The organism is Halorubrum ezzemoulense DSM 17463 (assembly GCF_002114285.1).
GTDB classification, from domain to species: Archaea; Halobacteriota; Halobacteria; order Halobacteriales; family Haloferacaceae; genus Halorubrum; species Halorubrum ezzemoulense.
This window is the reverse complement of the sequence record NZ_NEDJ01000007.1, coordinates 1-20,385: the sequence shown is the minus strand read 5'-3', so window position 1 is coordinate 20,385 and position 20,385 is coordinate 1. Positions and strand designations below refer to the sequence as shown.

Annotated in this window: 24 protein-coding genes and 1 pseudogene; 3 read left to right on the top strand and 22 right to left on the bottom strand. The window is 68.3% G+C overall.

What is annotated here, in order from left to right:
- Window positions 1–71: 71 nt before the first annotated feature.
- Complete coding sequence (locus B9H04_RS03550; protein ID WP_006113217.1) at window positions 72–521, bottom strand: Lrp/AsnC family transcriptional regulator; 450 nt, start codon at window positions 519–521, stop codon at window positions 72–74.
- Window positions 522–575: 54 nt separating this feature from the next.
- On the bottom strand, window positions 576–1,340 hold the full coding sequence (locus tag B9H04_RS03545; protein WP_049930036.1) for a phosphopantothenate/pantothenate synthetase: 765 nt from the start codon (window positions 1,338–1,340) through the stop codon (window positions 576–578).
- Between the two features lie 112 nt (window positions 1,341–1,452).
- Here B9H04_RS03545 and B9H04_RS03540 point away from each other — a divergent pair, with 112 nt between their 5' ends.
- Entirely contained in the window at window positions 1,453–1,689 is a 237-nt protein-coding gene (locus B9H04_RS03540; RefSeq protein ID WP_049930038.1) for a hypothetical protein, read from the top strand.
- 57 nt (window positions 1,690–1,746) lie between these two features.
- On the opposite strand, the gene B9H04_RS03535 is transcribed toward B9H04_RS03540, so the two are convergent.
- Window positions 1,747–3,447 (bottom strand): acyl-CoA mutase large subunit family protein, encoded by a 1,701-nt coding sequence (locus B9H04_RS03535; RefSeq protein ID WP_049930041.1) that lies wholly within the window; start codon window positions 3,445–3,447, stop codon window positions 1,747–1,749.
- Between the two features lie 112 nt (window positions 3,448–3,559).
- Here B9H04_RS03535 and B9H04_RS03530 point away from each other — a divergent pair, with 112 nt between their 5' ends.
- Window positions 3,560–3,916, top strand: coding sequence for a hypothetical protein (locus B9H04_RS03530; RefSeq protein WP_049930042.1), 357 nt, complete (start codon window positions 3,560–3,562; stop codon window positions 3,914–3,916).
- Between the two features lie 36 nt (window positions 3,917–3,952).
- Here the strand turns inward: B9H04_RS03530 and B9H04_RS03525 are convergent, their stop codons facing one another.
- From B9H04_RS03525 to B9H04_RS03445, 17 genes are all read right to left on the bottom strand, one after another.
- Entirely contained in the window at window positions 3,953–5,647 is a 1,695-nt protein-coding gene (locus tag B9H04_RS03525; protein WP_049930044.1) for a potassium transporter TrkG, read from the bottom strand.
- Window position 5,648: 1 nt separating this feature from the next.
- The gene (locus B9H04_RS03520) at window positions 5,649–6,347 is read right to left on the bottom strand and encodes a potassium channel family protein (RefSeq protein ID WP_342764947.1); all 699 of its coding nucleotides are present in this window, start codon (window positions 6,345–6,347) and stop codon (window positions 5,649–5,651) included.
- Between the two features lie 92 nt (window positions 6,348–6,439).
- Window positions 6,440–6,880 carry a universal stress protein gene (locus B9H04_RS03515; protein WP_049930046.1) on the bottom strand — a complete coding sequence of 147 codons (441 nt, stop codon included), beginning with the start codon at window positions 6,878–6,880 and terminating at the stop codon, window positions 6,440–6,442.
- Between the two features lie 114 nt (window positions 6,881–6,994).
- Entirely contained in the window at window positions 6,995–8,563 is a 1,569-nt protein-coding gene (locus tag B9H04_RS03510) for a TrkH family potassium uptake protein (protein WP_049930047.1), read from the bottom strand.
- Window positions 8,564–8,641: 78 nt separating this feature from the next.
- A complete protein-coding gene (locus tag B9H04_RS03505; RefSeq protein WP_085682462.1) occupies window positions 8,642–10,144 on the bottom strand; it encodes a TrkH family potassium uptake protein in 1,503 nt (500 codons plus the stop codon).
- 10 nt (window positions 10,145–10,154) lie between these two features.
- Window positions 10,155–11,492, bottom strand: a complete 1,338-nt coding sequence (trkA, locus tag B9H04_RS03500; RefSeq protein WP_085682461.1) for a Trk system potassium transporter TrkA — start codon at window positions 11,490–11,492, stop codon at window positions 10,155–10,157.
- Window positions 11,493–11,651: 159 nt separating this feature from the next.
- Window positions 11,652–12,545 carry a mechanosensitive ion channel family protein gene (locus B9H04_RS03495; RefSeq protein WP_049930051.1) on the bottom strand — a complete coding sequence of 298 codons (894 nt, stop codon included), beginning with the start codon at window positions 12,543–12,545 and terminating at the stop codon, window positions 11,652–11,654.
- Window positions 12,545–12,790 carry a YhbY family RNA-binding protein gene (locus B9H04_RS03490; RefSeq protein WP_049930052.1) on the bottom strand — a complete coding sequence of 82 codons (246 nt, stop codon included), beginning with the start codon at window positions 12,788–12,790 and terminating at the stop codon, window positions 12,545–12,547. The genes B9H04_RS03495 and B9H04_RS03490 overlap by 1 nt, the downstream gene beginning before the upstream one ends.
- A 79-nt stretch (window positions 12,791–12,869) precedes the next feature.
- On the bottom strand, window positions 12,870–13,316 hold the full coding sequence (locus B9H04_RS03485) for an SHOCT domain-containing protein (RefSeq protein ID WP_049930053.1): 447 nt from the start codon (window positions 13,314–13,316) through the stop codon (window positions 12,870–12,872).
- A gap of 61 nt (window positions 13,317–13,377) precedes the next feature.
- Window positions 13,378–13,884 carry a DUF5797 family protein gene (locus B9H04_RS03480; RefSeq protein WP_049930054.1) on the bottom strand — a complete coding sequence of 169 codons (507 nt, stop codon included), beginning with the start codon at window positions 13,882–13,884 and terminating at the stop codon, window positions 13,378–13,380.
- On the bottom strand, window positions 13,881–15,185 hold the full coding sequence (gene gatA, locus B9H04_RS03475; RefSeq protein WP_049930055.1) for an Asp-tRNA(Asn)/Glu-tRNA(Gln) amidotransferase subunit GatA: 1,305 nt from the start codon (window positions 15,183–15,185) through the stop codon (window positions 13,881–13,883). Before gatA ends, B9H04_RS03480 begins: the two co-directional genes overlap by 4 nt.
- Window positions 15,186–15,521, bottom strand: a complete 336-nt coding sequence (gene gatC / locus B9H04_RS03470; RefSeq protein WP_049930056.1) for an Asp-tRNA(Asn)/Glu-tRNA(Gln) amidotransferase subunit GatC — start codon at window positions 15,519–15,521, stop codon at window positions 15,186–15,188. It lies immediately after the preceding gene.
- Between the two features lie 70 nt (window positions 15,522–15,591).
- Window positions 15,592–16,035 carry a DUF5788 family protein gene (locus B9H04_RS03465; RefSeq protein WP_085682460.1) on the bottom strand — a complete coding sequence of 148 codons (444 nt, stop codon included), beginning with the start codon at window positions 16,033–16,035 and terminating at the stop codon, window positions 15,592–15,594.
- 52 nt (window positions 16,036–16,087) lie between these two features.
- Window positions 16,088–16,603, bottom strand: a complete 516-nt coding sequence (locus tag B9H04_RS03460; protein ID WP_085682459.1) for a universal stress protein — start codon at window positions 16,601–16,603, stop codon at window positions 16,088–16,090.
- 198 nt (window positions 16,604–16,801) lie between these two features.
- Window positions 16,802–17,956, bottom strand: coding sequence for a pyridoxal phosphate-dependent aminotransferase (locus B9H04_RS03455; RefSeq protein WP_049930061.1), 1,155 nt, complete (start codon window positions 17,954–17,956; stop codon window positions 16,802–16,804).
- A 27-nt stretch (window positions 17,957–17,983) separates the two neighbouring features.
- Window positions 17,984–18,388: a 6,7-dimethyl-8-ribityllumazine synthase gene (gene ribH, locus B9H04_RS03450; protein WP_049930063.1), complete on the bottom strand. Its 405-nt coding sequence runs from the start codon at window positions 18,386–18,388 to the stop codon at window positions 17,984–17,986.
- A gap of 108 nt (window positions 18,389–18,496) precedes the next feature.
- A complete protein-coding gene (locus tag B9H04_RS03445; protein ID WP_248648638.1) occupies window positions 18,497–18,766 on the bottom strand; it encodes a hypothetical protein in 270 nt (89 codons plus the stop codon).
- Between the two features lie 203 nt (window positions 18,767–18,969).
- Between B9H04_RS03445 and msrA the strand changes: the two genes are divergently transcribed.
- Window positions 18,970–19,509, top strand: a complete 540-nt coding sequence (gene msrA, locus B9H04_RS03440; protein ID WP_049930066.1) for a peptide-methionine (S)-S-oxide reductase MsrA — start codon at window positions 18,970–18,972, stop codon at window positions 19,507–19,509.
- 184 nt (window positions 19,510–19,693) lie between these two features.
- On the opposite strand, the gene B9H04_RS03435 is transcribed toward msrA, so the two are convergent.
- Window positions 19,694–20,200: a type IV pilin gene (locus tag B9H04_RS03435; protein WP_080508548.1), complete on the bottom strand. Its 507-nt coding sequence runs from the start codon at window positions 20,198–20,200 to the stop codon at window positions 19,694–19,696.
- A gap of 10 nt (window positions 20,201–20,210) precedes the next feature.
- Window positions 20,211–20,385: pseudogene (locus B9H04_RS17865) on the bottom strand (IS4 family transposase); the annotation flags it as partial.

Genomic DNA, 20,385 nt, shown 5'->3' with positions numbered 1-20,385 from the left:
CCGGCGCGAACGGGCGACCGGAGGCCAACACGACCGAGCGGTCCCGACGACTGTCCCCGCCCCGGGTCGAGTTATAACGGCGGTCCGGGCTGTTCGTAGTCGGTGCCGAGGATCACCATCGTCTGCGAGCGCGAGAATCCCTCGGTCTCCGCGATCCGCTCGAACATCAGCTCCCGGAGCCGGTCGGTGTCGGCCGCGACGACGCGGAGGATGACGTCCCACTCGCCGGTGGTGAGGTGTATCTCGCGCACGCCGTCGATTCCCCGGAGCCGTTCGAGCGCGTCCTCCTCGCGGCCCTGTTCGACTCGCAGGCCGACGAAGGCGCCGACGCCGTGACCGACCGCCTTCGGGTCGATGTCGGCGTGATACCCGCGGATGACGCCCGCCTCTTCGAGGCGGCTGACCCGGTCGTGGACGGTGGCGCTAGACATGTCGATCCGGCGTGCGACCTCCGAGAACGGGGTCCGCGCGTCCTCTTGGAGGATCCGCAGGATCGCCCGGTCCGTCTCGTCGAGTTCCATACTCCCGCTAGGAGCGGCGGAGGCTTTTGCCTTCCGGCGAGGGTTGTGCCCGGACTACGCCCCGTCCCCGTCGGCGAACGACCCCTCGCGGATCGCCGCCTCGGCGGCGTCGAGGGCCGCGTCCGCGTCGAACTCGTCGGCGATCCGCTCCAGTTCGGCTGGCGTCGCGTCCGCGAGGTCGCGCGCGTGAGCGGCGACGTTCGGCACCGCGCGCAGCAGGTTGTCGATTATCGGCACGTCGGCGGTCTGCGGCGAGCGGCTTCCCGGATTGAGATCGATCACGATCTCCGTCTTTCCCATCGCGTCGAGCGCGGCGGCGCGGTCGCCGTCCTCCAGCGGGACCACGACGGCGTCGGCCGCCTCGATCCCGTCGGCGTCGACGACGCCGCGGGCGTGGTCGAGCCCGGGGATCTCGCCGTCGCCGGCGAGCCCCTTCACCTCGTCGGCGTCGTACTCCCGGAGGTGGTCAGCGATCCGCCGGACGCGCTCGTCGGTGTGGTTGAACAGGTTCACCTCCAAGTCCGCGTCGACCGCCTCCGCGAGGTCGACCGTCTCCGCCGGCGCGAGCGCCGCGACGTTCCCGTTCACCGAGATGACGGGCCGCTCCGCGAGCAGGAGCGTCGCGGCAGCGGCGCGCGCGGCCGCGTCGGCGCTCGGGAGCGTGCGCTCGCCGAGGAGGTAGTCGAACGCCTCGCCGCGCCCCTGCGCGATCAGCCCCTGCTTCGAGGTGATCCCTTGCTCGACGCCCGCCTCGATCCGGTGGCGCGTCACGAGCGACGCGTACCGCGGGTGGTCCTCGGGGATCTCCGTCTCCGTCATACGCGAGCGAGGCGACGCGCCGATTAAAGTGGACCGTTCGCGGCCGCCGCGTGCGGTCGGCGCGCCCACACGCACAACTGTTAATATAAACCACGGCGTAGCTCGGGACGGGATGGACCGCACTGGCAAGTACACTGTCGTCGACGCGTGCAACGACCACGGGGCGATCACGCTCCGCGAGTACCCGCGCAACGGGACGCTGTACGTCGTCGAGTACGACGACCCCGACGTGGAGGCCGAGCTGTCCGCGCTCGACGCCGGCTCGGTCGTCGAACTCGACCTCAGGCGGGCGGGCCGCCGGGGCAACGCGTGGTGCGCGGAGTCCGCGCGACCGGTCGAGACGGCGTAGCGAGCGACCGGTCGGGACGGCGCAGCGCAGTCGGTCCGACTCCCTCGGTTTTTCGCGTCAGGCGACGCCGATCCGCTCGCGGTACGTGCCGTGTTCCTCCTCGAACACCGCCATGATCTCGCCCATCGTCGCGTACGCCTTCACCGCCGCGACGATCTCGGGCATGGCGTTCTCCCCGGCCTCGACGGCGTCGCGGAGGTCGTCGAGCGCGCTCTCGACCGCGTCGTCGTCGCGTTCGGCCTTCACCGATTCGAGGCGATCGAGCTGTCGCTCGCGGGTGGTCTCGTCGACCTTCAGCAGGTCCGGCCGCGTGTCCTCGTCGATCTCGTAGGCGTTGACGCCGACGACCGTCTCGTCACCCTCGTCGACGCGCTCCTGGTACTCGTAGGCCGACTCCTGGATCTCGCGGTGGAAGTACCCCTGCTCGATCCCCCGGAGGACGCCGTCGCGTACGGAGCCGTCGCCCATCTCTTTGATCTCCTCGATGTACTCCATCGCTGCCGCCTCCGTCTCGTCGGTGAGCGACTCGACCGCGAACGAGCCCCCGAGCGGGTCGACGATGTCGGCCGCGCCGGACTCCTCGGCGATGATCTGCTGGGTCCGGAGCGCGACGCGGACCGCCTGCTCGGAGGGGAGCGCGAGCGCCTCGTCGAAGGAGTTGGTGTGGAGGCTCTGCGTGCCGCCCAGCACGCCCGCGAGCGCCTGGATCGTGACGCGCGCGACGTTGTTGAGCGGCTGTTGGGCCGTCAGCGACTGCCCGGCGGTCTGGGTGTGGAACTTCAGCTGTTTCGACGCCTCGGCCTCGGCGCCGTACCACTCATTCATCACCGTCGCGTAGATCCGGCGCGCCGCGCGGAACTTCGCGACCTCCTCGAAGAGGGAGTTGTGCGAGTTGAAGAAGAAGGAGAGCTGAGGGGCGAACTCGTCGACGTCGAGCCCGCGGTCGAGGCACGCCTCGACGTAGGCGAAGCCGTCGGCGAGGGTGAAGGCGAGCTCCTGGACCGCGGTCGACCCCGCCTCGCGGATGTGGTACCCCGACACCGAGATGGGTTTGAACTTCGGCGTCTCCGCGACGGCGAACTCGATCGTGTCCGTCACCAGCTTGAGCGACGGCGCCGGCGGGACCACCCACTCCTTCTGCGCGATGAACTCTTTGAGCATATCGTTCTGGAGGGTCCCCCGGAGCTTCTCGCGCGGGACTCCGCGCTGGTCGGCGAGCGCGACGTACATCGCGTAGATCACCGGTGCGCTCGGGTTGATAGTAAACGAGGTGGACACCTCCGCGAGGTCGATCCCGTCGAACAGCACCTCCATGTCGCGGAGCGTGTCGACCGCGACGCCCTCCTTGCCCACCTCGCCGAGCGACATCTTGTCGTCGGAGTCGATCCCCATCAGCGAGGGCATGTCGAACGCGGTCGAGAGCCCGGTCTGCCCCTCGTCTATCAGGTAGTGGAACCGCTCGTTCGTCTCCTCCGCGGTGCCGAACCCAGCGAACTGCCGCATCGTCCACGTGCGCCCGCGGTACATCGTCGGGTAGACCCCGCGGGTGTACGGCGGCTCGCCCGGGAAGCCGAGGTCCTCCTCGTAGTCGAGGTCGGCGACGTCGTCGGGCGTGTAGATGCGGTCGACCTCGCGGTTCGACACGGTCGCGAACCGCTCGCTCCGCTCCCCGTGGCGGTCGAGCGTCGGGTCGAGCGTTTCCGCCTCCCACGACGCCTTCGCCTCGCGGATCTGGGAGAGCTCCTCGTCGTCGTACATACCGCCCGTTACCCGCCGGTCGCGTATAAATATTCATTATATTTTGGAAGGGCCCGGCGCCCTCCCGACCCCCCACGGATCCATTATATGGGACCGAGTCGAAGTGCCGGCTATGACAGATGCCGCCGAGCGCCCGACGCCGCCCGAAGGACTCCCGCCGAAGCTCGTTGCGGAGCTGCGCGAGTGTACGCCGGGAGAGCTCCGGAAGGCCATCGTCCACGCGCAGGAACTGCTCCACTTCCACGGGGAGGCAGAACTCCCGATCGACCCGGAGGACAACGACGACATCCTCCGCGTCACCGAGCACGACGGCTACACCGAGGTGGTGAAGCAGTTCCGCTGCGCCGACGGCTGCGACGACTGCCCACACGGGCCCTACCTCTACCACGTCACGGAGGAGCCGCATCCGGACGGGACCAGCAAGGTACACTGGTCGTTCATGGGGACGGTTCACGAGCGAGAGGTGTGAGCGAGACGAGCTACGACGTCGAGAGAGAGTCGGCCGTCAGGGGTTCAGCCCCCAGATCCCGGCCCGGACGAACACCAGCACCGGGATAATCTCCAACCGGCCGATCCACATGTTCAGGACGAACATCCCCTCGGCGGCCGGCGACATCGAGGGCCCCGTGATCCCCGTCGAGAGGCCGACGTTCCCCTGTGCGCTCGCGACCTCGAACAGCGCGTCGGCGTAGCCGAACTCCGGCCCGGCGACGTTGACGAGGACGAGGCTGCCGGCGACGAGCGCGAGGAGCCACAGCAGGGTGACGATGGCCGCCTCGCCGAACTCGCGCTCCATCGCCTCGCGGTCCAGCGTTCGGTCGCCCAGCCGCGCGGTGACGACCGCGTTCTTCGGGAGGAACACGCGTGAGAACTGCCAGACGATGCCCCGGGCGACCGTGTACCCGCGGACGATCTTGATACCGCCGACGGTCGACCCCGCCGCGCCGCCGAGCGTCATCGCGCCGACGACCAACACCTTCGCGCCGGCGACCCAGCGGCCGATCGGTGCGGACTGGAAGCCGGTACACGTGAGCGCGCTGATCCACTGGAACGTCGAGTCCCGAACGGCGTCGAGCTGCGCCCAGTCGAGGGGAGACGCGGAGAGCGGGAAGAACGATCCCGTCGAGAACGCGCTCGACGCTATCTCGGCGGACGCGACGTTCTGTACCGAGAGCACGACGACGCCCGCGCCCAGCAGCGTGAACAGCCACCTCGTCTGGAGGTCTGCGGCCAGTTCGCGCACGTTCCGGTCGCTGAGCACGACGTAGTGGACCGGGAACGCGATCGCGCCGAGCACCATGATCGGCAGCAGCGTCGCCTCAACTAGCGGGGAGCCGTACGTCGCGATCGAGTTGTCCGTGACGGAGAACCCGCCGGTCGTGAGCCCGGTCATCGCGTGGTTGAGCGCCTGCCACGCCGTCTCGCCGAGCGAGAGCGACTCGGCGTACGCGCTCTCGCTCGCCCGGATCGCGACGAACAGCGCCGCGAAGGCCAACAGCGTGTACGCCACCACGAGCTTCCAGACCGTCCGGACCGTCGAGACGACGCTCGGGTGGATCTTCCGCTCGCGCGCCTCGCTGCGGTAGAGGGCGTAGCTCCCGCTGCCGGGACGCGAGAGAATCGAGACCGTGAGGACGATGACGCCCACCCCGCCGACCCACTGGATGAACGAGCGCCACCACTGCACCGCCCGCGGCAGCGACGGCTCGTGGACGGCCATCGTCAGCCCGCTCCCGGTCCACCCGCTCATGCTCTCGAAGAAGGCGTGGAGCGGGTCGCGGAAGTACGCGAGACTGGAGAGGGTCGTCGTCCCGCCGACCCCGATCGGCTCCCACGAGGCGGTGTCCGCGGCCGCCGGAACGAACGCGTCCATCGCGGCCGCTGGCGTCGTCCACGCCGTGAGGAACAGCGGCAGGCCGCCGAAGAGGGCGACCATGAGCCAGCCGCCGGCCGCGATCACCATCCCGTGTTTCATTTTCGGCTCCGGGGCGTCGGCGAACCGCCTGTTCGCGGCGCCGCCGACGAGCGCCGTCACCCCGCCCGCGAGGAGGAAGCCGAGCGCCGCGTGGAACTCTCCGAACCCGAGCGCGACGACCACCGTGACGGTCATCAGCCCGGCCTCCATCAGGAGGAGCGAGCCGATGTCCCGGGCGATGACGCCGAGATCGGTTGGGAATCGGTTGCCGTTCCGGTCGGGCATCTCAGTCGCGATCCTCCGCGTGCCCGAACACGTCGGTCACCTCGGCGGTCGCGCCGACGCCGGAGTACACGGTGAGCATGTCGCCTTCGTGAATGCGGGTCTCCCCGCGCGGCGTTATCGGGGCCTCCGATCTGTCGCGCTCGACGGCGACGATCAGCGTCTGGCCGCCGATGAGGTCCGCCTCGTCCGCCTCGCGGAGCGTCTTCCCGGCGATCGGGGCGTCTCCTCCCACGGTGATCTCGAACACCTCCGCCTCCTCGCCGATGTGCATGAAGTCGACGACCGACGGCCGGCTCACCGCCCGGTAGAGGTACTCCGCGATCAGGCTCTGGGGGTTCTGCATCGTGTTGACGCCGATCTGCTCGAACACGCTCATGTGCTCGGGGTTGTGGACGACCGAGACGATGTTCGGGACCGACAGCTCCTGGGCCAGCAGACAGACCATGATGTTCGTCGCGTCCTGATCCGTCGTCGATATGAGCGCGTCGGCCCGTTCGGCCCCGGCGTCTTGGAGGGTCTCCTTCGAGGTCGCGTCGTCGTTAAGCACGAGGCAGTCGTACTGCCGCGACGCCCGCTCCGCCCGTTCCTCGTCACGCTCGATGACGACGACCTCGTTGCCGCTGTCGGTCGCGAGGTCGACGAGCGGGGTCCCGATGTCGCCCGCGCCCACGACGATCACGTACATACGACACGTGTTCAAAAAGGATCGACGAAAACCTACCGTTCCCCGACACAACGGAGCGATCGGACGCCGCGGCACGAGCGGTCGCGGCGGACCGGGAGGCGGCCGACTCAGTCGGCCGCTCCCCCGCGCGGAAGCGCGACCACGGGCACGTGCGACTCAGTCACGAGTTCGAGCGAGACATCGCCCGAGAGGAACCGGAACAGGCGGTTGCCGCCGCGAGAGCGATAGCCGATCGCGCTCGCGCCGACCTCGTCGACGGCGTCGAAGATCGCACCGGCGATGTCGCGAGCGTACGCGGTGTGGTCGCCGGCGTCCGGGAACACGCGCCGGACCGCGGCGTACGACTCCTCGGCGAGTTCCTCCGACTGTTCGACGGGCGTCTTGTCCGGGACGCCCTCGCCCTTCTCGACCACGTGGAGCGCGGTCACGCGCTCCGGGTCGTACGGTTCGAGCGCCCGCGCCGTCGCCAGCGCGTCCTCCTCGTTCGCGACCGGGAGGAGGACGTGGCCGAGGAGATTCTGCCCGTCGGGATCGGCTGTACTCGTCATACGAACACCGATACTCCGGTCGGTTAAGAAGATACGCACTCCGAACCTCGGTTGGCCCGATAGCAGGCACCTCGCTAGGGACGTATCGGGACCCGTTCGGGTCCGAGACCGTCCTCACCGACCGTCCACGGCCGAGATGAACACGGCCAGCACCGGGACGATCTCCAGCCGACCGACCCACATCAGGAAGATCATCAGCAGCTTCGACGTGTCCGGGAAGAACAGGTAGCTTCCGAACGGCCCGAGGCGACCGAACCCGGGGCCGATGTTTCCGATCGTCGCGAGCGACGCGCTCGTCGACTCCAACATCGTCAGCTGGACGCCGATCCGGCTCGCGTCGAGGGACAGGAACACCGCCGAGACGCCGAACAGGACGAGGTACAGGATGGTGAACGCCATGATGCCGCGGATCGCGTCCTCGTCGACGACGTTCCCGCTGAGGCGGACCGGCCGGACGACGTCGGGGTGGGCGGAGGTGAACAGCTCGCGCCGGATCGCCTTCCCGACGATCAGCCACCGTACGATCTTGACGCCGCCGCCGGTCGAGCCGGCGGAACCGCCGATGAACATCGCGAACATGAGGAGAATCTGTGCGTCGGCGTTCCACTGCGCGAAGTCGGCGGTGGCGTACCCCGTCGAGTTCAGCAGCGACGCGATCTGGAACGCCGCCTGCCGGAGCGAGTTCTCGGCGACCCCCTGGGTCGCCCCGCCGAGCTCGATCGGCGGCGCCGCGCCGCGGAACAGCAACACCGCGAGCACGGCGGTCACGACCGCGACGGCCCCGGCGTACGCGCGGAACTCCGCGTTCTTCACCATCGTCTCGACCTCGCCGCGTAGCACGTGCCAGAACAGCGCGAAGTTGACGCCGGCGACGAGCATGAAGGGGATGACGACCCACTGGACGACGGCCGAGAACGCCGCGACGCTGTCGGCCTTCGGGGAGAACCCGCCCGTCGGGAGGGTCGTAAACCCGTGCGCGATCGCGTTGAACAGGTTCATTTTCGGCGCCATCCCGGCGAGGTGGAGCCCGTACAGGATCGCGATGTACACCACGGTGAACCCGAAGTAGATGAGCCAGAGCGCCCGCGCGGTCTCGGCTATCTTCGGGGTGAGCTTCTGTAGCTCCGGCCCGGGCGCCTCCGACTCCATCAGTTGGGCGCCGTTGACGGCGACCTCGGGGAGGATCGCGATCATCAGGACGATGATCCCCATCCCGCCGAGCCACTGCGTCAGCTGCCGCCACATCAGCACGGCGTGCGAGTGCCGGTCGGTGCTGATCTCACCGAGGACGGTCGCACCGGTCGTGGTGAACCCGCTCATCGACTCGAACAGCGCGTTGGCGATCGACTCCGTGAACGCGCCGACGGACCCGGTCTGGAGACCGATCGTCGACGCGGTCCCGTAGCCGGCTATCAGGTACGGGATAGTGCCGATGACCGCCGCCGCGATCCACGCGAGCGAGACGAACAGCAGCGCCTCGCGGGGACCGAGATCCGGGTCGGGGTCGACTCGCTCGACCGCGAAGCCGAGCCCCGCGACGATCGCCATGGAGACCAGAAAGACCCAGATGTCTTTGCCGTACGCGAGCGCCACCACCAGAGGAACAAGCAGCGTGACGGCGAGGTACTTGATGCCGACGCCGAGAAGCCCGACACTCGCCTTCCAGTTGACGCCCCAAGACATGATACTCGAACGGTATGGCGGTCGCCCGTTCGCTGTATTAAACTGTCGAAGGGGGGACGACGGGAGAGCCGCCTTGACTCAGGAGGTCCAGAACGCCTTCGTGAACAACACGAGGACCGGGATGATCTCGATCCGGCCGATCCACATCAGGACGATCATCACGGCCCGCGTACTCAGCGGGAACGTCGCGAACGTCCCGTACGGGCCCGCGTCGCCGAACGCCGGGCCGATATTGAGGAACGTGGTCGCCGCGGCCCCGAGCGCCTCGAACTCGGTCACGCGCAGGTTCGCCCGCCCGGCGTCGACGACGATGACCACGGCGAGCAGGAAGAAGATCACGATGCTCAAGAGGAGGTACGCGTAGATGTCGCGGATCGCGCCCTCGTCGACCGGCTCCCCCGATATCCGGACCGGGCGAACGGACTCCGGGTGGATCGCGGTGAAGAGGTCCCGGCGGAACGACTTCAGCGCGACCAGCCACCGCAGCGACTTGATCGAGCAGGTGGTCGACCCGACCATCCCGCCGACGAACATCCCCATGAACAGCATGTGCTTCGCAGCGGGCGCCCACAGCACGTAGTCGGTGCTGGCGTACCCGGTCGTCGTCACGATGGACGCGACGTTGAACACTGCGTGGCGGATCGTCGCCTCGGCGCCGAAGGTGACGCTCGGATCGAGGAACAGCGCGCCCCCGACGATCGACGCGAACGTCGCCATCGCGCCGAGGTAGAAGTGAAACTCCTCGTTTCGCAGCAGGCGCATCGGCTCGCCGTTGATGGCGAAGTAGATGAGGACGAAACTGGTCGAGCCGATCACCATGAACGGGACGACCGCCCACTGGATCAGCGGGTGGAACGCGCCGACCGAGAGCGGCTCCGGCGAGAAGCCGGCGGTCGCGACGGACGTGAACGCGTGCGCGACCGCGTTGTACAGGTCCATCCGCGGGTCGACGGCGAGCCCGAGCAGGAAGTACACCGCGATCGCGAGGCCGGTGAGCCCGAAGTAGATCCCCCAGATGAGCTGTGCGGTCCGCGATATCTTCGGCGTGAGCTTGTTGACGTCTTGCGTCTGTGACTCCGACTCCATCAGCTGTGCCCCGCCGACGCCGATCTCGGAGAGCACCGCGGTCGCCAGGATCAGGATTCCGAGGCCGCCGAGCCATTGGATCACCTGCCGCCACATCATGACGGACCGCGAGTGGAGCGAGAAGTCGCGCAGCACCGTCGCGCCCGTCGTGGTGAGTCCGCTCATCGACTCGAACAGCGCGTTCACCGGGTGCGCGACCGTGCCGACGCCCGCGACGACGAAGGGGATCGCGCCGACGGCGGCGACGAGGAACCAGATCAGCGCCACCGCGAGGAACGCCTCCCGCGGGCCGAGGTCTCCCTCGGGGTCCCGTACCGACCGGAACGCCGCACCGATCGCGAGCGAGACGGCGATCGCCGCGAGGAACGGCACGGGCGACTCGCCGTAGTAGAGGGCTATCAGCAGCGGAAACGCGAGCGGAACCGGGAGGGCGGCGAGGACGTCGCCGGTGAGTCCCACGCTCGCCCGCCAGCCGACGCGGATCGTGGTACTCACGTGGAGGCGGTCACGCCATCGAGGCGATCTGTCCGACCGAGTCGGACTCCACGAGGAGTATCACGTGGTCACCGGCCTGAAGTACGGTGTCCCCGCGCGGGGTGACCAGCTGGTGGTTGCGCGTGATCGCGCCGATAACGAACCGCGCGTCGCTCTCCGCGACGATGTCCGATATCGGTCGCCCCGTGAGCCCGCACCCCTCGGTGAGTTCGAGTTCGAGGACCTCCGCCTGGTCGTTTTCCAACACCGCGATGTTCTCCGCGACGCTCTCGTAGGTGAACCGGGTGATCTCCGCGGCGGTGACCGTCCGGGGATTGATCGCGATGTCGATGCCGATCTCCTCGAAGACGGTGACGTAGTCGGGGCTGTCGACGACGGCGATCACGCGGTCGACGCCGAGGCGCTTGGCGAGCACGGAGATGAGCAGGTTCTTCTCGTCGGAGCCGAGCGCCGTGACGACGATATCGGCCTCGTCGACGTGTTCGCGGGAGAGGAACTCGGTGTCGGTGGGGTCGTGTTCCATCACGACGGTGTCCGGGAGGTTCTCGGCGAGCCACCGCGCGCGGTCGGCGTCGCGCTCGATCAGCCGCGGCGTGAAGTCCCGCTCCTCCAGCAGCCGGGCGGTCTGATACCCGATCTCGCTGCCGCCGACGACGACGATCTCGTCGGCGTCGTCCGGCGTCGCCTCGGGCGCGATGTCGGTCGCGAACGACTGAACGCTCTCGGGGCTTCCGACCACCACCGCGCGGTCGCCGACGACGATGTCCGTGTCGCCGCGGGGGATCGTCATCTCGCCGTCGCGGAACAGCCCGACGAAGGTGAGCGACTCGAACCGGTCGGCCTCCGAGACGGTCTGTCCAGCGACGGGGCTCCCCTCGCCGATCTCGAACTCCGCCATCTGGACGAGCCCGCCGGCGAACGGGTCGACGTCGATCGCCGCCGGGAGCCCGATGACGCGGACGATGTTCTCCGCGGTCAACAGGTCCGTACACACCATGAAGTCGACGCCGAACGCGCCCTCGCTGCCCTGCCAGGTGCGGAGGAACTCGGTGCTTTTCACGCGGGCGATGGTGAACCCGTCGCCGAGCGTCTTCGCGGCCCCGCACGCGACGAGGTTCGTCTGGTCGTCGTCGGTACACGCGATGACCATGTCCGCGCGGTCGACGTCGGCGGCCGACTGGATCTCAGAGGACGTCCCGTCCCCGGCGATGGTGAGCACGTCGAGCTCGTACTTGAGCTGTTCCGCCCGGTCCGGATCGACGTCGACGACGACGACCTCGTGGTCCGACGCGAGACTCGCGGCCATGCTCGTCCCGACCTCGCCGGCCCCGATGACGACCACGTACATGGACCAACCCAGAGACCCGACCTTGAAGTTCGTTACTATCGGTGCTCGGGCGTACTCAGCGCGCCAGCGACGGGGAAGACGCCGCCAGACGGTTCGAGGCGCCGCCCTGCCGGGTGACGCCGCTCCACCGAGCGGGAGTTCTCCGCCGCGGCCGCCGCTTCAATCGTCTCCGCCGAACGACGAGGGATCCGTCCACTCGTTGCGTCCCGAGACGGTGCGCTGGGGGAACGGGATCGAGATGCCCGCCTCGTCGAAGCGCGCCTTGACGGCCTTCACGTAGTCGGCGCGCGCCTTCACGAAGTCCGCCCGCGAGGGGTCGTCGATCCAGATCCGCGACTGGAGGCCGACGTACGAGTCGGCCAGTTCGGTCAGCCGGACCGACGGCGCGGGGTCTTCGAGGATCGCGTCGCTCCTCTCGGCCTCCTCGACGATGATGTCCGTCGCCTTCTCCACGTCGTCCTCGTAGTCGATCCCGAAGACGAACTTCAGCCGCAGTGTCTTCTTCGCGACCGGGTTCTTCACCACGTCGCTCGTCAGCGCGTGGTTCGGCACCGTAAGCAGTTCGTTGTCGAAGGTGCGCACGCGGGTGACCCGGAAAGAGATGTCCTCGACGACCCCCGAGTTGCCGTTCCACTCGATCCAGTCGCCGATGCGGAACGGCTTGTCCGTGTAGATGAACACGCCCGCGACGAAGTTCTTGATCACGTCCTGAAGCGCGAAGCCGATCGCGAGCGTCGCCGCCGCCGCGATCGTCGCGAGCGAGCGCAGGAACCCCTGGTAGCCCGCCGCGCCGAACGCGACCGTGACGCCGGCGAACAGGACGAGGAACGCCACGATCTTCTGGAGCGGGCGCCGGGCGTGCTCGTCGAGCCCCTGTCGGTCGAACACCCGGCGGACGAGCGGCTTGACGGCCGCCTTGTACAGGACGTACGTCGCGGTGACGACGGCGAGGAAGATCGCGGCGTCGACGACGATGTCGGCCAGCGGACCGAGGTACGGCTCCAGCGTCCCCGCGACCGCGACGACTCCGGACGCGCCCGCGGGGGCGCCCATCAGTGGAGCACCGCCGTGTTGCCGCGCGTCTCGATCAGGTCGGCGCCGACCGCCTCGGCGAGCTCGTCGGCGAGTTCGTCGGTCGACGTGCCGCCGCGGGCCGCCCGAAGGAACTTCACCTTCACCAGCTTCCGGTCGTCGAGTTGGTCGGCAAGCTCGTCGACGACCGCGTCGACGCCGCTCTTCCCGACCCAGACGGTCACGTCGAGGTCGTGCGCCTCCTTCCGCAGTTCGTGGTCGCTCATACGCGGTCGAGTCGGCCGCGCGCATTGAAGCTTGAGGTTCGGTCGCGCCGGGCGCGTCGGAGCGGCGCGGCGCCCCGCGTCACCGCTCCCGCTCGGCTTCGCGTTCCGGAGCCGCGGCGCGGTTCCGCTCCGCCCACTCGGCGGCGTCCTCCGGCGTCTCGGTCTCCAGTAGGCGATCGAGCTTCCGCTCGAACTGCTCGTCGGTGAGGTCACCGTTCGCGTACCGGGTCCGCAGGCGTTCGAGAGCGTCCGTGGTGTCGCCGGCCGCCTCGCCGCGCTCCGCCGTCTCTCCGCGTTCGACGGGGGCCGACTCGGCCTCGGGCTCGACGGCGAGCGAGTCCTCCGCTTCCTCGTCGAACAACATCGAGACGACCGGAATGATCACGATGTACCCGAACAGCATGAACCCGAGCCACCAGTCGAACCCGGCCAGGAGGGCGCCGAGCCACGTGCCGGTGACCACCGTCGCGGCGATGCTGCTCGCATTGCGGCGAAACCGCTCGCGGGGAGTGGCGGCGTCGCTCATTGGGAGGACGGTTTCCGTGCCGGTACAAAATCGTATCGGCACTCGGTCGGCCGACGGGCGCCTACTCCTCGACCTCGACCGTGATCTCGTCGCGCGCGACCGCCAGCCGGAACGTCGGCACGGTGCGGTAAACCACCTCGACGACGTTCTTGCGCTCCAGACTGCGGAGCGCCCGCCGCACCGCGTCCACCTCGGGCTCGGCGTCGAACGCCTCGCGGAGCGCGTTGAGCACGCTCACGACGGACTGCGAGCGCTCGTCCGGTCCGGCGAGCACCTCGGTGACCCGCGACTCCAACTCAGAGACGCGGATCGTCTCCGGGACCGCGCCGCGCGCGACCGCGTCGGGCTCGACCCCGGGCTCGACGTCGACGAGGTCGTTCGCCTCCGCCGTCGCGCGGATCAGGCTGTCGTCGTCGCGGTAGTAGTACTCCTTCAGGTGGTTCTCGAGGTAGCCGTGGACCTCGCTGCCGCTCTCCATCTCCCAGGCGTCCTGGAGCTCGCCGTTCTTCGTCGGCTGGAGGCGGACCACGTCCGCCAGTCGGTCCCGCTCCTCGTCCGTGAGGCTCATCTGTCTTCGACCGCGCTCGCGGCGCGGACGATGGTCTCCTCGCCGAACTTCGGCCCGACGAGCTGGAGCCCGACCGGGAGCCCGTCGGCCTCACCGGCGGGGACCGAGATCGCTGGGAGGTTCGCGAGGTTGGCCGGCGTCGTGTTCGCGTCGGCGAGGTACATCCGCAGCGGGTCGTCGAGGCTCTCGCCTAGTTCGAAGGGGAGGACCGGCATGGTCGGTGAGGCGATGACATCTACCTCGTCGAACGCCGCCTCGAAGTCCTGCCGGACCCACGCGCGGGCGTCCTGCGCCTTCTCGTAGTACTTGTCGTGGTACCCGGCCGAGAGCGCGTACGTGCCGAGGAGGATCCGGCGCTTGACCTCCGCCCCGAACCCCTCCTCGCGCGTCTCCGCGAACGACTCGTTCCAGTTGCCGTCGGCGCCGCTCCGGTGGCCGTACCGGACCCCGTCGAAGCGCGCGAGGTTCGAGGACGCCTCCGCCATCGCGATCACGTAGTACGCCTGGACCGCGTGCTCGACGGACGGCAGGGAGATGTCGGTCGTCTCCGCGCCCTGCGCTTCGAGGTCCGCGATCGCGGCCTCGACCGTCTCGACGACGCGCTCGTCGGCGCCCTCGAACAGCTCCGTGGGGACGCCGATCGTCAGCCCCGCCACGTCGCCGTCCGCGGCCGCGGCGTAGCTCGCGTCCGGGTCCGCGCCCTCGACCTCGCGCAGGTCGCGGGTCGTCCCGTCGTGGGGGTCGTCGCCGGCGATGACATCGAGCGCTGCGGCGGCCTCCTCGACGGTGCCCGCGATCGGCCCGATCTGTTCGAGCGAGTTCGCGTACGCGATGAGCCCGTACCGGGAGACGAGCCCGTACGTCGGCTTGATCCCGACGACGCCGCAGAACGCGGCCGGACAGCGCACCGAGCCGCCGGTGTCGGAGCCGAGCGCGACGTCCGCCTCGCCCGCCGCGACCGCGGCCGCGGAGCCGCCCGAGGAGCCGCCCGGGACGCGGTCGGTGTCGACCGGGTTCCGGGTGGGGCCGAACGCCGAGGTCTCGGTCGTCGTCCCCATCCCGAACTCGTCCATGTTCGTCTTCCCGACGACCGTCGCGCCCGCGTCGGTCAGCCGGTCGACCACGGTCGCGGAGTAGGGCGGGACGTAGTCGGCGAGCATCTCCGAGCCGCAGGTCGTCCGGACCCCCTCGGTGGAGATGTTGTCCTTCACCGCCACGGTCGCGTCCGCGAGGGGACCGTCCGCGTCCGCGTCGCCCTCGATCCGCTCCTCCGTCACGAAGGCGTTGATGTCGGCCGCCATCTACGACACCTTCGGGCCGACGAAGAAGCCGTCTTCCGTCTCCTCGGCGTTCGCGAGCGCCTCCTCCTGCGAGAGGCCGTCGCGGACCTCGTCGGGGCGCATCACGTTGACGAGGTCCTCCTCGCGTTCGGTCTCGGGGACCTCGTCGAGCGCCTCGAAGTGCTCTAAGATGTCGCCGAACTGCGCCGCGAACTCGTCGACCTCGTCGTCGGCGAGCCGGACGCGCGCCAGGTCGGCGACGTGACGGACCTCCTCGGCGTCGACGGCGGCCGCGGCGTCGTCGCCCCCGTCGGGGGACTCCCCCGCGTCATCCGTCGACTCGGACGTATCGCTCATACGAGCAGGTGTCCCGGACCGGGAGTAAGGGTTTCGGAACGTCGCATCGGACGCCCGCCGAGGCCCGCGATCACCGGACCTCGTCGACGAAGGCGAGCCAGCGCTCGTGGCCGTCCAGCGTCGCGGAGCGGTGCGCGTCGGCGAAGTCGGGGTGGCGGATCGTCTCCAATGCGTTCAGCGCCCGGTCGATCCCGACGACCTCGTCCGCGAGCCGTTCGGCGGTCTCACGGTCGAGCGGGGGGTCATCGGGGGTGTCGCCCGCGTTGGTTTCGGCGCCTTCGCCTCGCAGTCGGGCCATCCGACGCTCGCGCTCGGCGCGGAGCGTCGACTTCACCGACGACACCTTGCGCTCGACCTCCGGCGGGACCGGGTCGACGGCGCGCGTCTCCACGATGAACTCGGAGAGGTCGACCGCGGTGCCGTCGATGGTGACCTCGTCCGGGACCGACGCGCCGACCGTCGCGCTCTGGCTGGTGACCCGGTCGAGTATCGCCTCTCGCTCGGCCTCGTCCATGCGGTCCCGTTGCGGGGCGCCGGGAAAATGTGCTGCGGTGACGGAGCGACCGTCACTCGCCGTCCGATTCGTCCGCCCGGACCGTCACGACGGGCGCGTCCGCCAGCCGCACGACCTTCTCTGTGACGCTCCCCAGCAGGTAGCGCTCGCCGCCAGTGCGGCCGTGGGTCCCCATCACGATGAGGTCGGCGTCGTGGTCGTCGGCGTACTGGAGGATCGCCGAGTGAGGGGTCCCCATCTCGACGGCCGTCGTCATGTCGATGTCGTCCGGTGACTCCGCCGCGGCCCCGACGAGCTCTCTCGCGTGAGCGGTGAGCTCGGCCTCGACCTCGTCGGCGTCGACATCCTCGTGTCTGCCGATGTAGCCCGTCTCCGGCGAGACCCCGCTCATCGCCTGGCTGTCTTCGTGGACGAACGCCCCGCTCACGCCGAGGCCGCCCTCGCGGGTGTCGACGACGTGGACCACGTGGACCGTCGCGTCGAACGCCGACGCGAGTTCGCTCACGTGTGCCGCCGCCGCTTCCGAGCCGGCGCTTCCGTCCGTCGGGAACAGTATGTTGTCGTACATCGTACCACCGAGTTGAAACTTCGCGGAGCAGCGGTAAAAACGCACCGCAGATTCGCGCTACTGGGGGATGCGGCCGCTCAGCTGGAGAATTCAGCGACGACGCACTGACGAAAAGCGAGGCGATGCGTCGACCGGGAGGGCTCCCGAGAGCGCGGCGGTGTGCCGGCCGCGACGCGCCGGTCCGGAGACCGTCCCCCGCTACAGCAGGTCGTTCGAGACGAGACGGTCGACCGCCTCGCGCAGGCGCTCTTCGCTCGCGGCGTAGGAGATGCGCGCGTAGCCCGGGGCGTTGAACGCGCTCCCGGGGACGCAGGCGACCGCGGCCTCCTCGATCGCCGCCTCGCACCACGCCTGATCGTCGTCGTCGACGGGGATCATCATGTAGAACGCGCCGTCGCCGACGTCGACGTCGACGCCGTGCTCGTCGAACAGGTCGACGAGGAGGTCGCGGCGGTCGGCGAAGGCGTCGCGCATCTCCTCAACCGCCGCCTCGGTGTTCTCTAAGGCCTCGATCCCGGCGCGCTGGACGAAGTTCGTCGCGCAGGAGACGGAGTGGGAGTGGAGCTTCCCCGCCTCGCCGACGAACTCGTCGGTGGCGTGGAGGTAGCCGAGCCGCCAGCCGGTCATCGAGTACGCCTTCGAGAAGCCGTTGATCGTCACCGTGCGGTCGGCCATCCCGTCGAGGCTCGCGAGCGAGACGTGCTCGGCGTCGTAGACGATGCGCTCGTATATCTCGTCGGAGATGACCGCAACGTCGTGCTCGACGGCGAGGTCGCGAACGCCCTCCATCGCGGCCTCGGAGAACACCGCGCCGGTGGGATTGGACGGGGAGTTGACGACGAGGAGTTCGGTGTCGTCGGAGACCGTCTCGGCGAGCTCGTCGAGCGCGGGCTCCAGCTGGAACCCGTGCGGCGCGAGGTCGACCCGAGAGAGGTCGCCGCCGGCGAGCTTCGCCATCGCCTCGTAGGAGACCCACGCGGGGTCGAGGAGCACGACCTCGTCGCCCTCGTCGATCAGCGTCTGGAACGTCTCGTACAGCGCCTGCTTGCCGCCGGGGGTGACGATCACCTCGTCCGCGTCGGCGTCGATCCCGGTGCCGCGGAGCTTCGCCGCGATCGCCTCCTTGAGTTCGGGCACGCCGTTCGAGGAGGTGTATCCCGTGTGGCCTGCGTCGAGCGCGTCCTTGCCCGCTTCGACGACGTTCTCCGGGGTGTCGAAGTCGGGCTCGCCGACCGAGAGGTCGACGATGTCGGCTCCTTCGGCCTCCTTCTCCGCCGCGAGGTTCGATATCGCCAGCGTCGCGCTGGGCTCTACGCGTCCGATCCGCTCCGAGAAGTCGTATGCGTCGCTCATGTGTCGTGTGTAGTCGGCTCGTGGGTGTCAGTCGAGTTCCTCGGCGAGGTCAATCGCCGCCGCGGCCGCGTCCGCGCCCTTGTCGATCCGCTCGCGCGCCTCCGCGCCGGACATCCCGGGGCCGCTCACGCCGAAGGTGACCGGCGTGTCCCGGTCGAGGCTCACGTCGGTGAGCTTCTCGGCGGTCGCGGTCGCGATGACCCGGTCGTGGTCGGTGTCGCCGGTGACGATGGCGCCGACGACCGCGACCGCGTCGACGTCCTCGCGGCGCGCGAGGCGGTCGGCGGCCAGCGGGCTGTCGTACGCGCCCGGCACGCTCAGTTCGTCGACGACGACGGCGTCGCGGTCGGCCGCCGCCTCGCGGGCGGCCTCGGCCATCGGCTCCGTGACGGAGTCGTTGAACCGCGCCACCACCAGTCCCAGCGAGACCATACCGGGACTGGAGCGGGCGACGGCAAAGGTCTACCGTTCGACCGCAGGGTTGCCGGGCGAACGCGTTCGGCGACGGGGGCGGTCGGAGCCCGACCGCCGGACACGAGGTCACGCGCGTGAGGCGATCGGGTCCCGTCCCGCCCACAGGACGTAGAACCCGTACAGCAGCAGCGACAGGAACCCGACCAGAAGCGAGACGGCGAGGAGGAGCCCGATCGGAGGGGGAAGCGAAACGATCGGTCCCTGTTCGAGTCCGATCACGGCTCGGAGGCCGAACCAGAGGACGAACGCCGGGAGGACGTACCGTTTGGCGCGGTTGGTCCCGGTCACTCGTTCGGCAACCACGATGACGCAGATCCCGACCAGCGGGATGAGCATGGATAGAGCGTTTTCGCCACCACCGAACCACTCGATCATCTGGGGAACATCTCCGCTCGGAGAACTTGGTGCCTCGGTTCGCTGATTCCTCGGACGGGGTCCGGCACGTCGTGACCGCGATTCGGGTTAGCTGTGGATCGCCAGCCGGCACACGCGCCGCACGCCGCGGGTCATTAATACGTCTGCGACGCCAACGGGATCCCATGACAGAGACCGAGACCGCGACGGTCGGCGGCGGCTGCTTCTGGTGCGTCGAGGCGGCGTTCAAGCAGCTCGACGGGATCGAAAGCGTCACCTCCGGCTACGCCGGCGGCCACGCGGACGACCCGACCTACCGCGAGGTGTGTACCGGCAACACCGGCCACGCGGAGGTCGTCCAGGTCGAGTACGACGCCGACGCCCTCTCCTACGAGGACATCCTCGAAGTGTTCTTCACGGTCCACGACCCGACGCAACTGAACCGACAGGGCCCGGACGTTGGGAGCCAGTACCGCTCGATCGTGCTCTCTCACGACGACGAGCAGCGGCGGCTCGCGGAGGAGTACGTGGCGGCCCTCGACGAGGAGGGCGGCTACGACGACGAGGTCGTGACCGAGGTCGAACCGCTGGAGACGTTCTACCGCGCCGAGGAGAAACACCAGGACTACTTCGAGAAGAACCCGGCCGACGCCTACTGTACGATGCACGCGCAGCCGAAGGTTGAGAAGGTCCGCGAGCGGTTCCGCGAGAAGGTCAAAGCGTAGGGACCGGTAGGGAACGCCTCCGAGGCCGCATTCATCCGTTGATAAATAGCCGGCTCCGTTGAAATCCTTAAGCATTGATAGGATCGGCGTGCGAGATACGGAGGGTGTAGTCAGCACCTGAACAATGTTACTTTCTCCGTCTATATCCTGAATCAGCCGGTAGAATTCGCTTGCGTATCTCACACTACGGTGTAAACGTCTTTCTAACAATGACAGCCTCCGAAGGCGTATGAACAATTAGAACGGTAAGTTCGTCAGCATCATTACTACTATCTACCGGCGGCTCACGAAAATCAGCGTTTACGTTTATCTCAGATTGGATTGTGTCACCAACGCCCCACGTATTTGGATCGTTACTCTCGATCTCATCGTTATAAGATGATATTATGTTCTCAGGATCTTTCTCCTCATCAAACTCGGGAAGGTTAACCAGTCGTGCTTCAGCATCCACATCAGGGCCAGACGCACGAACGACAACTTCCAATTCTTCAGCGGGAATGCTCTCCCCAGCTATGTGCGTAATACGTACACGTTGGGCATCCGCTCCTGGCTCAAATTCTCCACTCGTCTGGCCAACGACTGGCGCAGGTTCGTTAATATTCTCTGTGACATCAAGGAAAAATACAGAAACAGTTGCGGCTAAAACAACCACAACTGCGACCATGAGAATAGTCGAAACCACAGGAGTCATTCGTCTTTAGCTAAGACTCACACCTCGGTTGTGTAGCGGTAGCGAGCGTCTCCTGTAAGATCGGTCGTTGCTGGTGAATCTTCTGGGCGTCCTCGATCAGCCGCTCCAGCAACGGCGGTGGCGAGTAACCGAGATACTCACCGAGTTCATGGAGGATGAGCTGGGCGTGCGACCGGAAGGTCGCC

Excerpts from the sequence above, each read along its gene's own strand:
- B9H04_RS03545 (WP_049930036.1), bottom strand. The coding sequence starts at position 1,340 with ATGACGGAGACGGAGATCCCCGAGGACCACCCGCGGTACGCGTCGCTC.
- gatC (WP_049930056.1), bottom strand. The coding sequence starts at position 15,521 with ATGAGCGATACGTCCGAGTCGACGGATGACGCGGGGGAGTCCCCCGAC.
- trkA (WP_085682461.1), bottom strand. The coding sequence starts at position 11,492 with ATGTACGTGGTCGTCATCGGGGCCGGCGAGGTCGGGACGAGCATGGCC.
- B9H04_RS03515 (WP_049930046.1), bottom strand. The coding sequence starts at position 6,880 with ATGACGAGTACAGCCGATCCCGACGGGCAGAATCTCCTCGGCCACGTC.
- B9H04_RS03550 (WP_006113217.1), bottom strand. The coding sequence starts at position 521 with ATGGAACTCGACGAGACGGACCGGGCGATCCTGCGGATCCTCCAAGAG.
- B9H04_RS03485 (WP_049930053.1), bottom strand. The coding sequence starts at position 13,316 with ATGAGCGACGCCGCCACTCCCCGCGAGCGGTTTCGCCGCAATGCGAGC.
- B9H04_RS03455 (WP_049930061.1), bottom strand. The coding sequence starts at position 17,956 with ATGAGCGACGCATACGACTTCTCGGAGCGGATCGGACGCGTAGAGCCC.
- B9H04_RS03525 (WP_049930044.1), bottom strand. The coding sequence starts at position 5,647 with ATGCCCGACCGGAACGGCAACCGATTCCCAACCGATCTCGGCGTCATC.
- B9H04_RS03490 (WP_049930052.1), bottom strand. The coding sequence starts at position 12,790 with ATGAGCGACCACGAACTGCGGAAGGAGGCGCACGACCTCGACGTGACC.
- B9H04_RS03460 (WP_085682459.1), bottom strand. The coding sequence starts at position 16,603 with ATGTACGACAACATACTGTTCCCGACGGACGGAAGCGCCGGCTCGGAA.
- B9H04_RS03465 (WP_085682460.1), bottom strand. The coding sequence starts at position 16,035 with ATGGACGAGGCCGAGCGAGAGGCGATACTCGACCGGGTCACCAGCCAG.
- B9H04_RS03445 (WP_248648638.1), bottom strand. The coding sequence starts at position 18,766 with ATGCTCATCCCGCTGGTCGGGATCTGCGTCATCGTGGTTGCCGAACGA.
- ribH (WP_049930063.1), bottom strand. The coding sequence starts at position 18,388 with ATGGTCTCGCTGGGACTGGTGGTGGCGCGGTTCAACGACTCCGTCACG.
- B9H04_RS03510 (WP_049930047.1), bottom strand. The coding sequence starts at position 8,563 with ATGTCTTGGGGCGTCAACTGGAAGGCGAGTGTCGGGCTTCTCGGCGTC.
- B9H04_RS03530 (WP_049930042.1), top strand. The coding sequence starts at position 3,560 with ATGACAGATGCCGCCGAGCGCCCGACGCCGCCCGAAGGACTCCCGCCG.
- msrA (WP_049930066.1), top strand. The coding sequence starts at position 18,970 with ATGACAGAGACCGAGACCGCGACGGTCGGCGGCGGCTGCTTCTGGTGC.
- gatA (WP_049930055.1), bottom strand. The coding sequence starts at position 15,185 with ATGGCGGCCGACATCAACGCCTTCGTGACGGAGGAGCGGATCGAGGGC.
- B9H04_RS03495 (WP_049930051.1), bottom strand. The coding sequence starts at position 12,545 with ATGGGCGCCCCCGCGGGCGCGTCCGGAGTCGTCGCGGTCGCGGGGACG.
- B9H04_RS03540 (WP_049930038.1), top strand. The coding sequence starts at position 1,453 with ATGGACCGCACTGGCAAGTACACTGTCGTCGACGCGTGCAACGACCAC.
- B9H04_RS03480 (WP_049930054.1), bottom strand. The coding sequence starts at position 13,884 with ATGAGCCTCACGGACGAGGAGCGGGACCGACTGGCGGACGTGGTCCGC.
- B9H04_RS03435 (WP_080508548.1), bottom strand. The coding sequence starts at position 20,200 with ATGACTCCTGTGGTTTCGACTATTCTCATGGTCGCAGTTGTGGTTGTT.
- B9H04_RS03535 (WP_049930041.1), bottom strand. The coding sequence starts at position 3,447 with ATGTACGACGACGAGGAGCTCTCCCAGATCCGCGAGGCGAAGGCGTCG.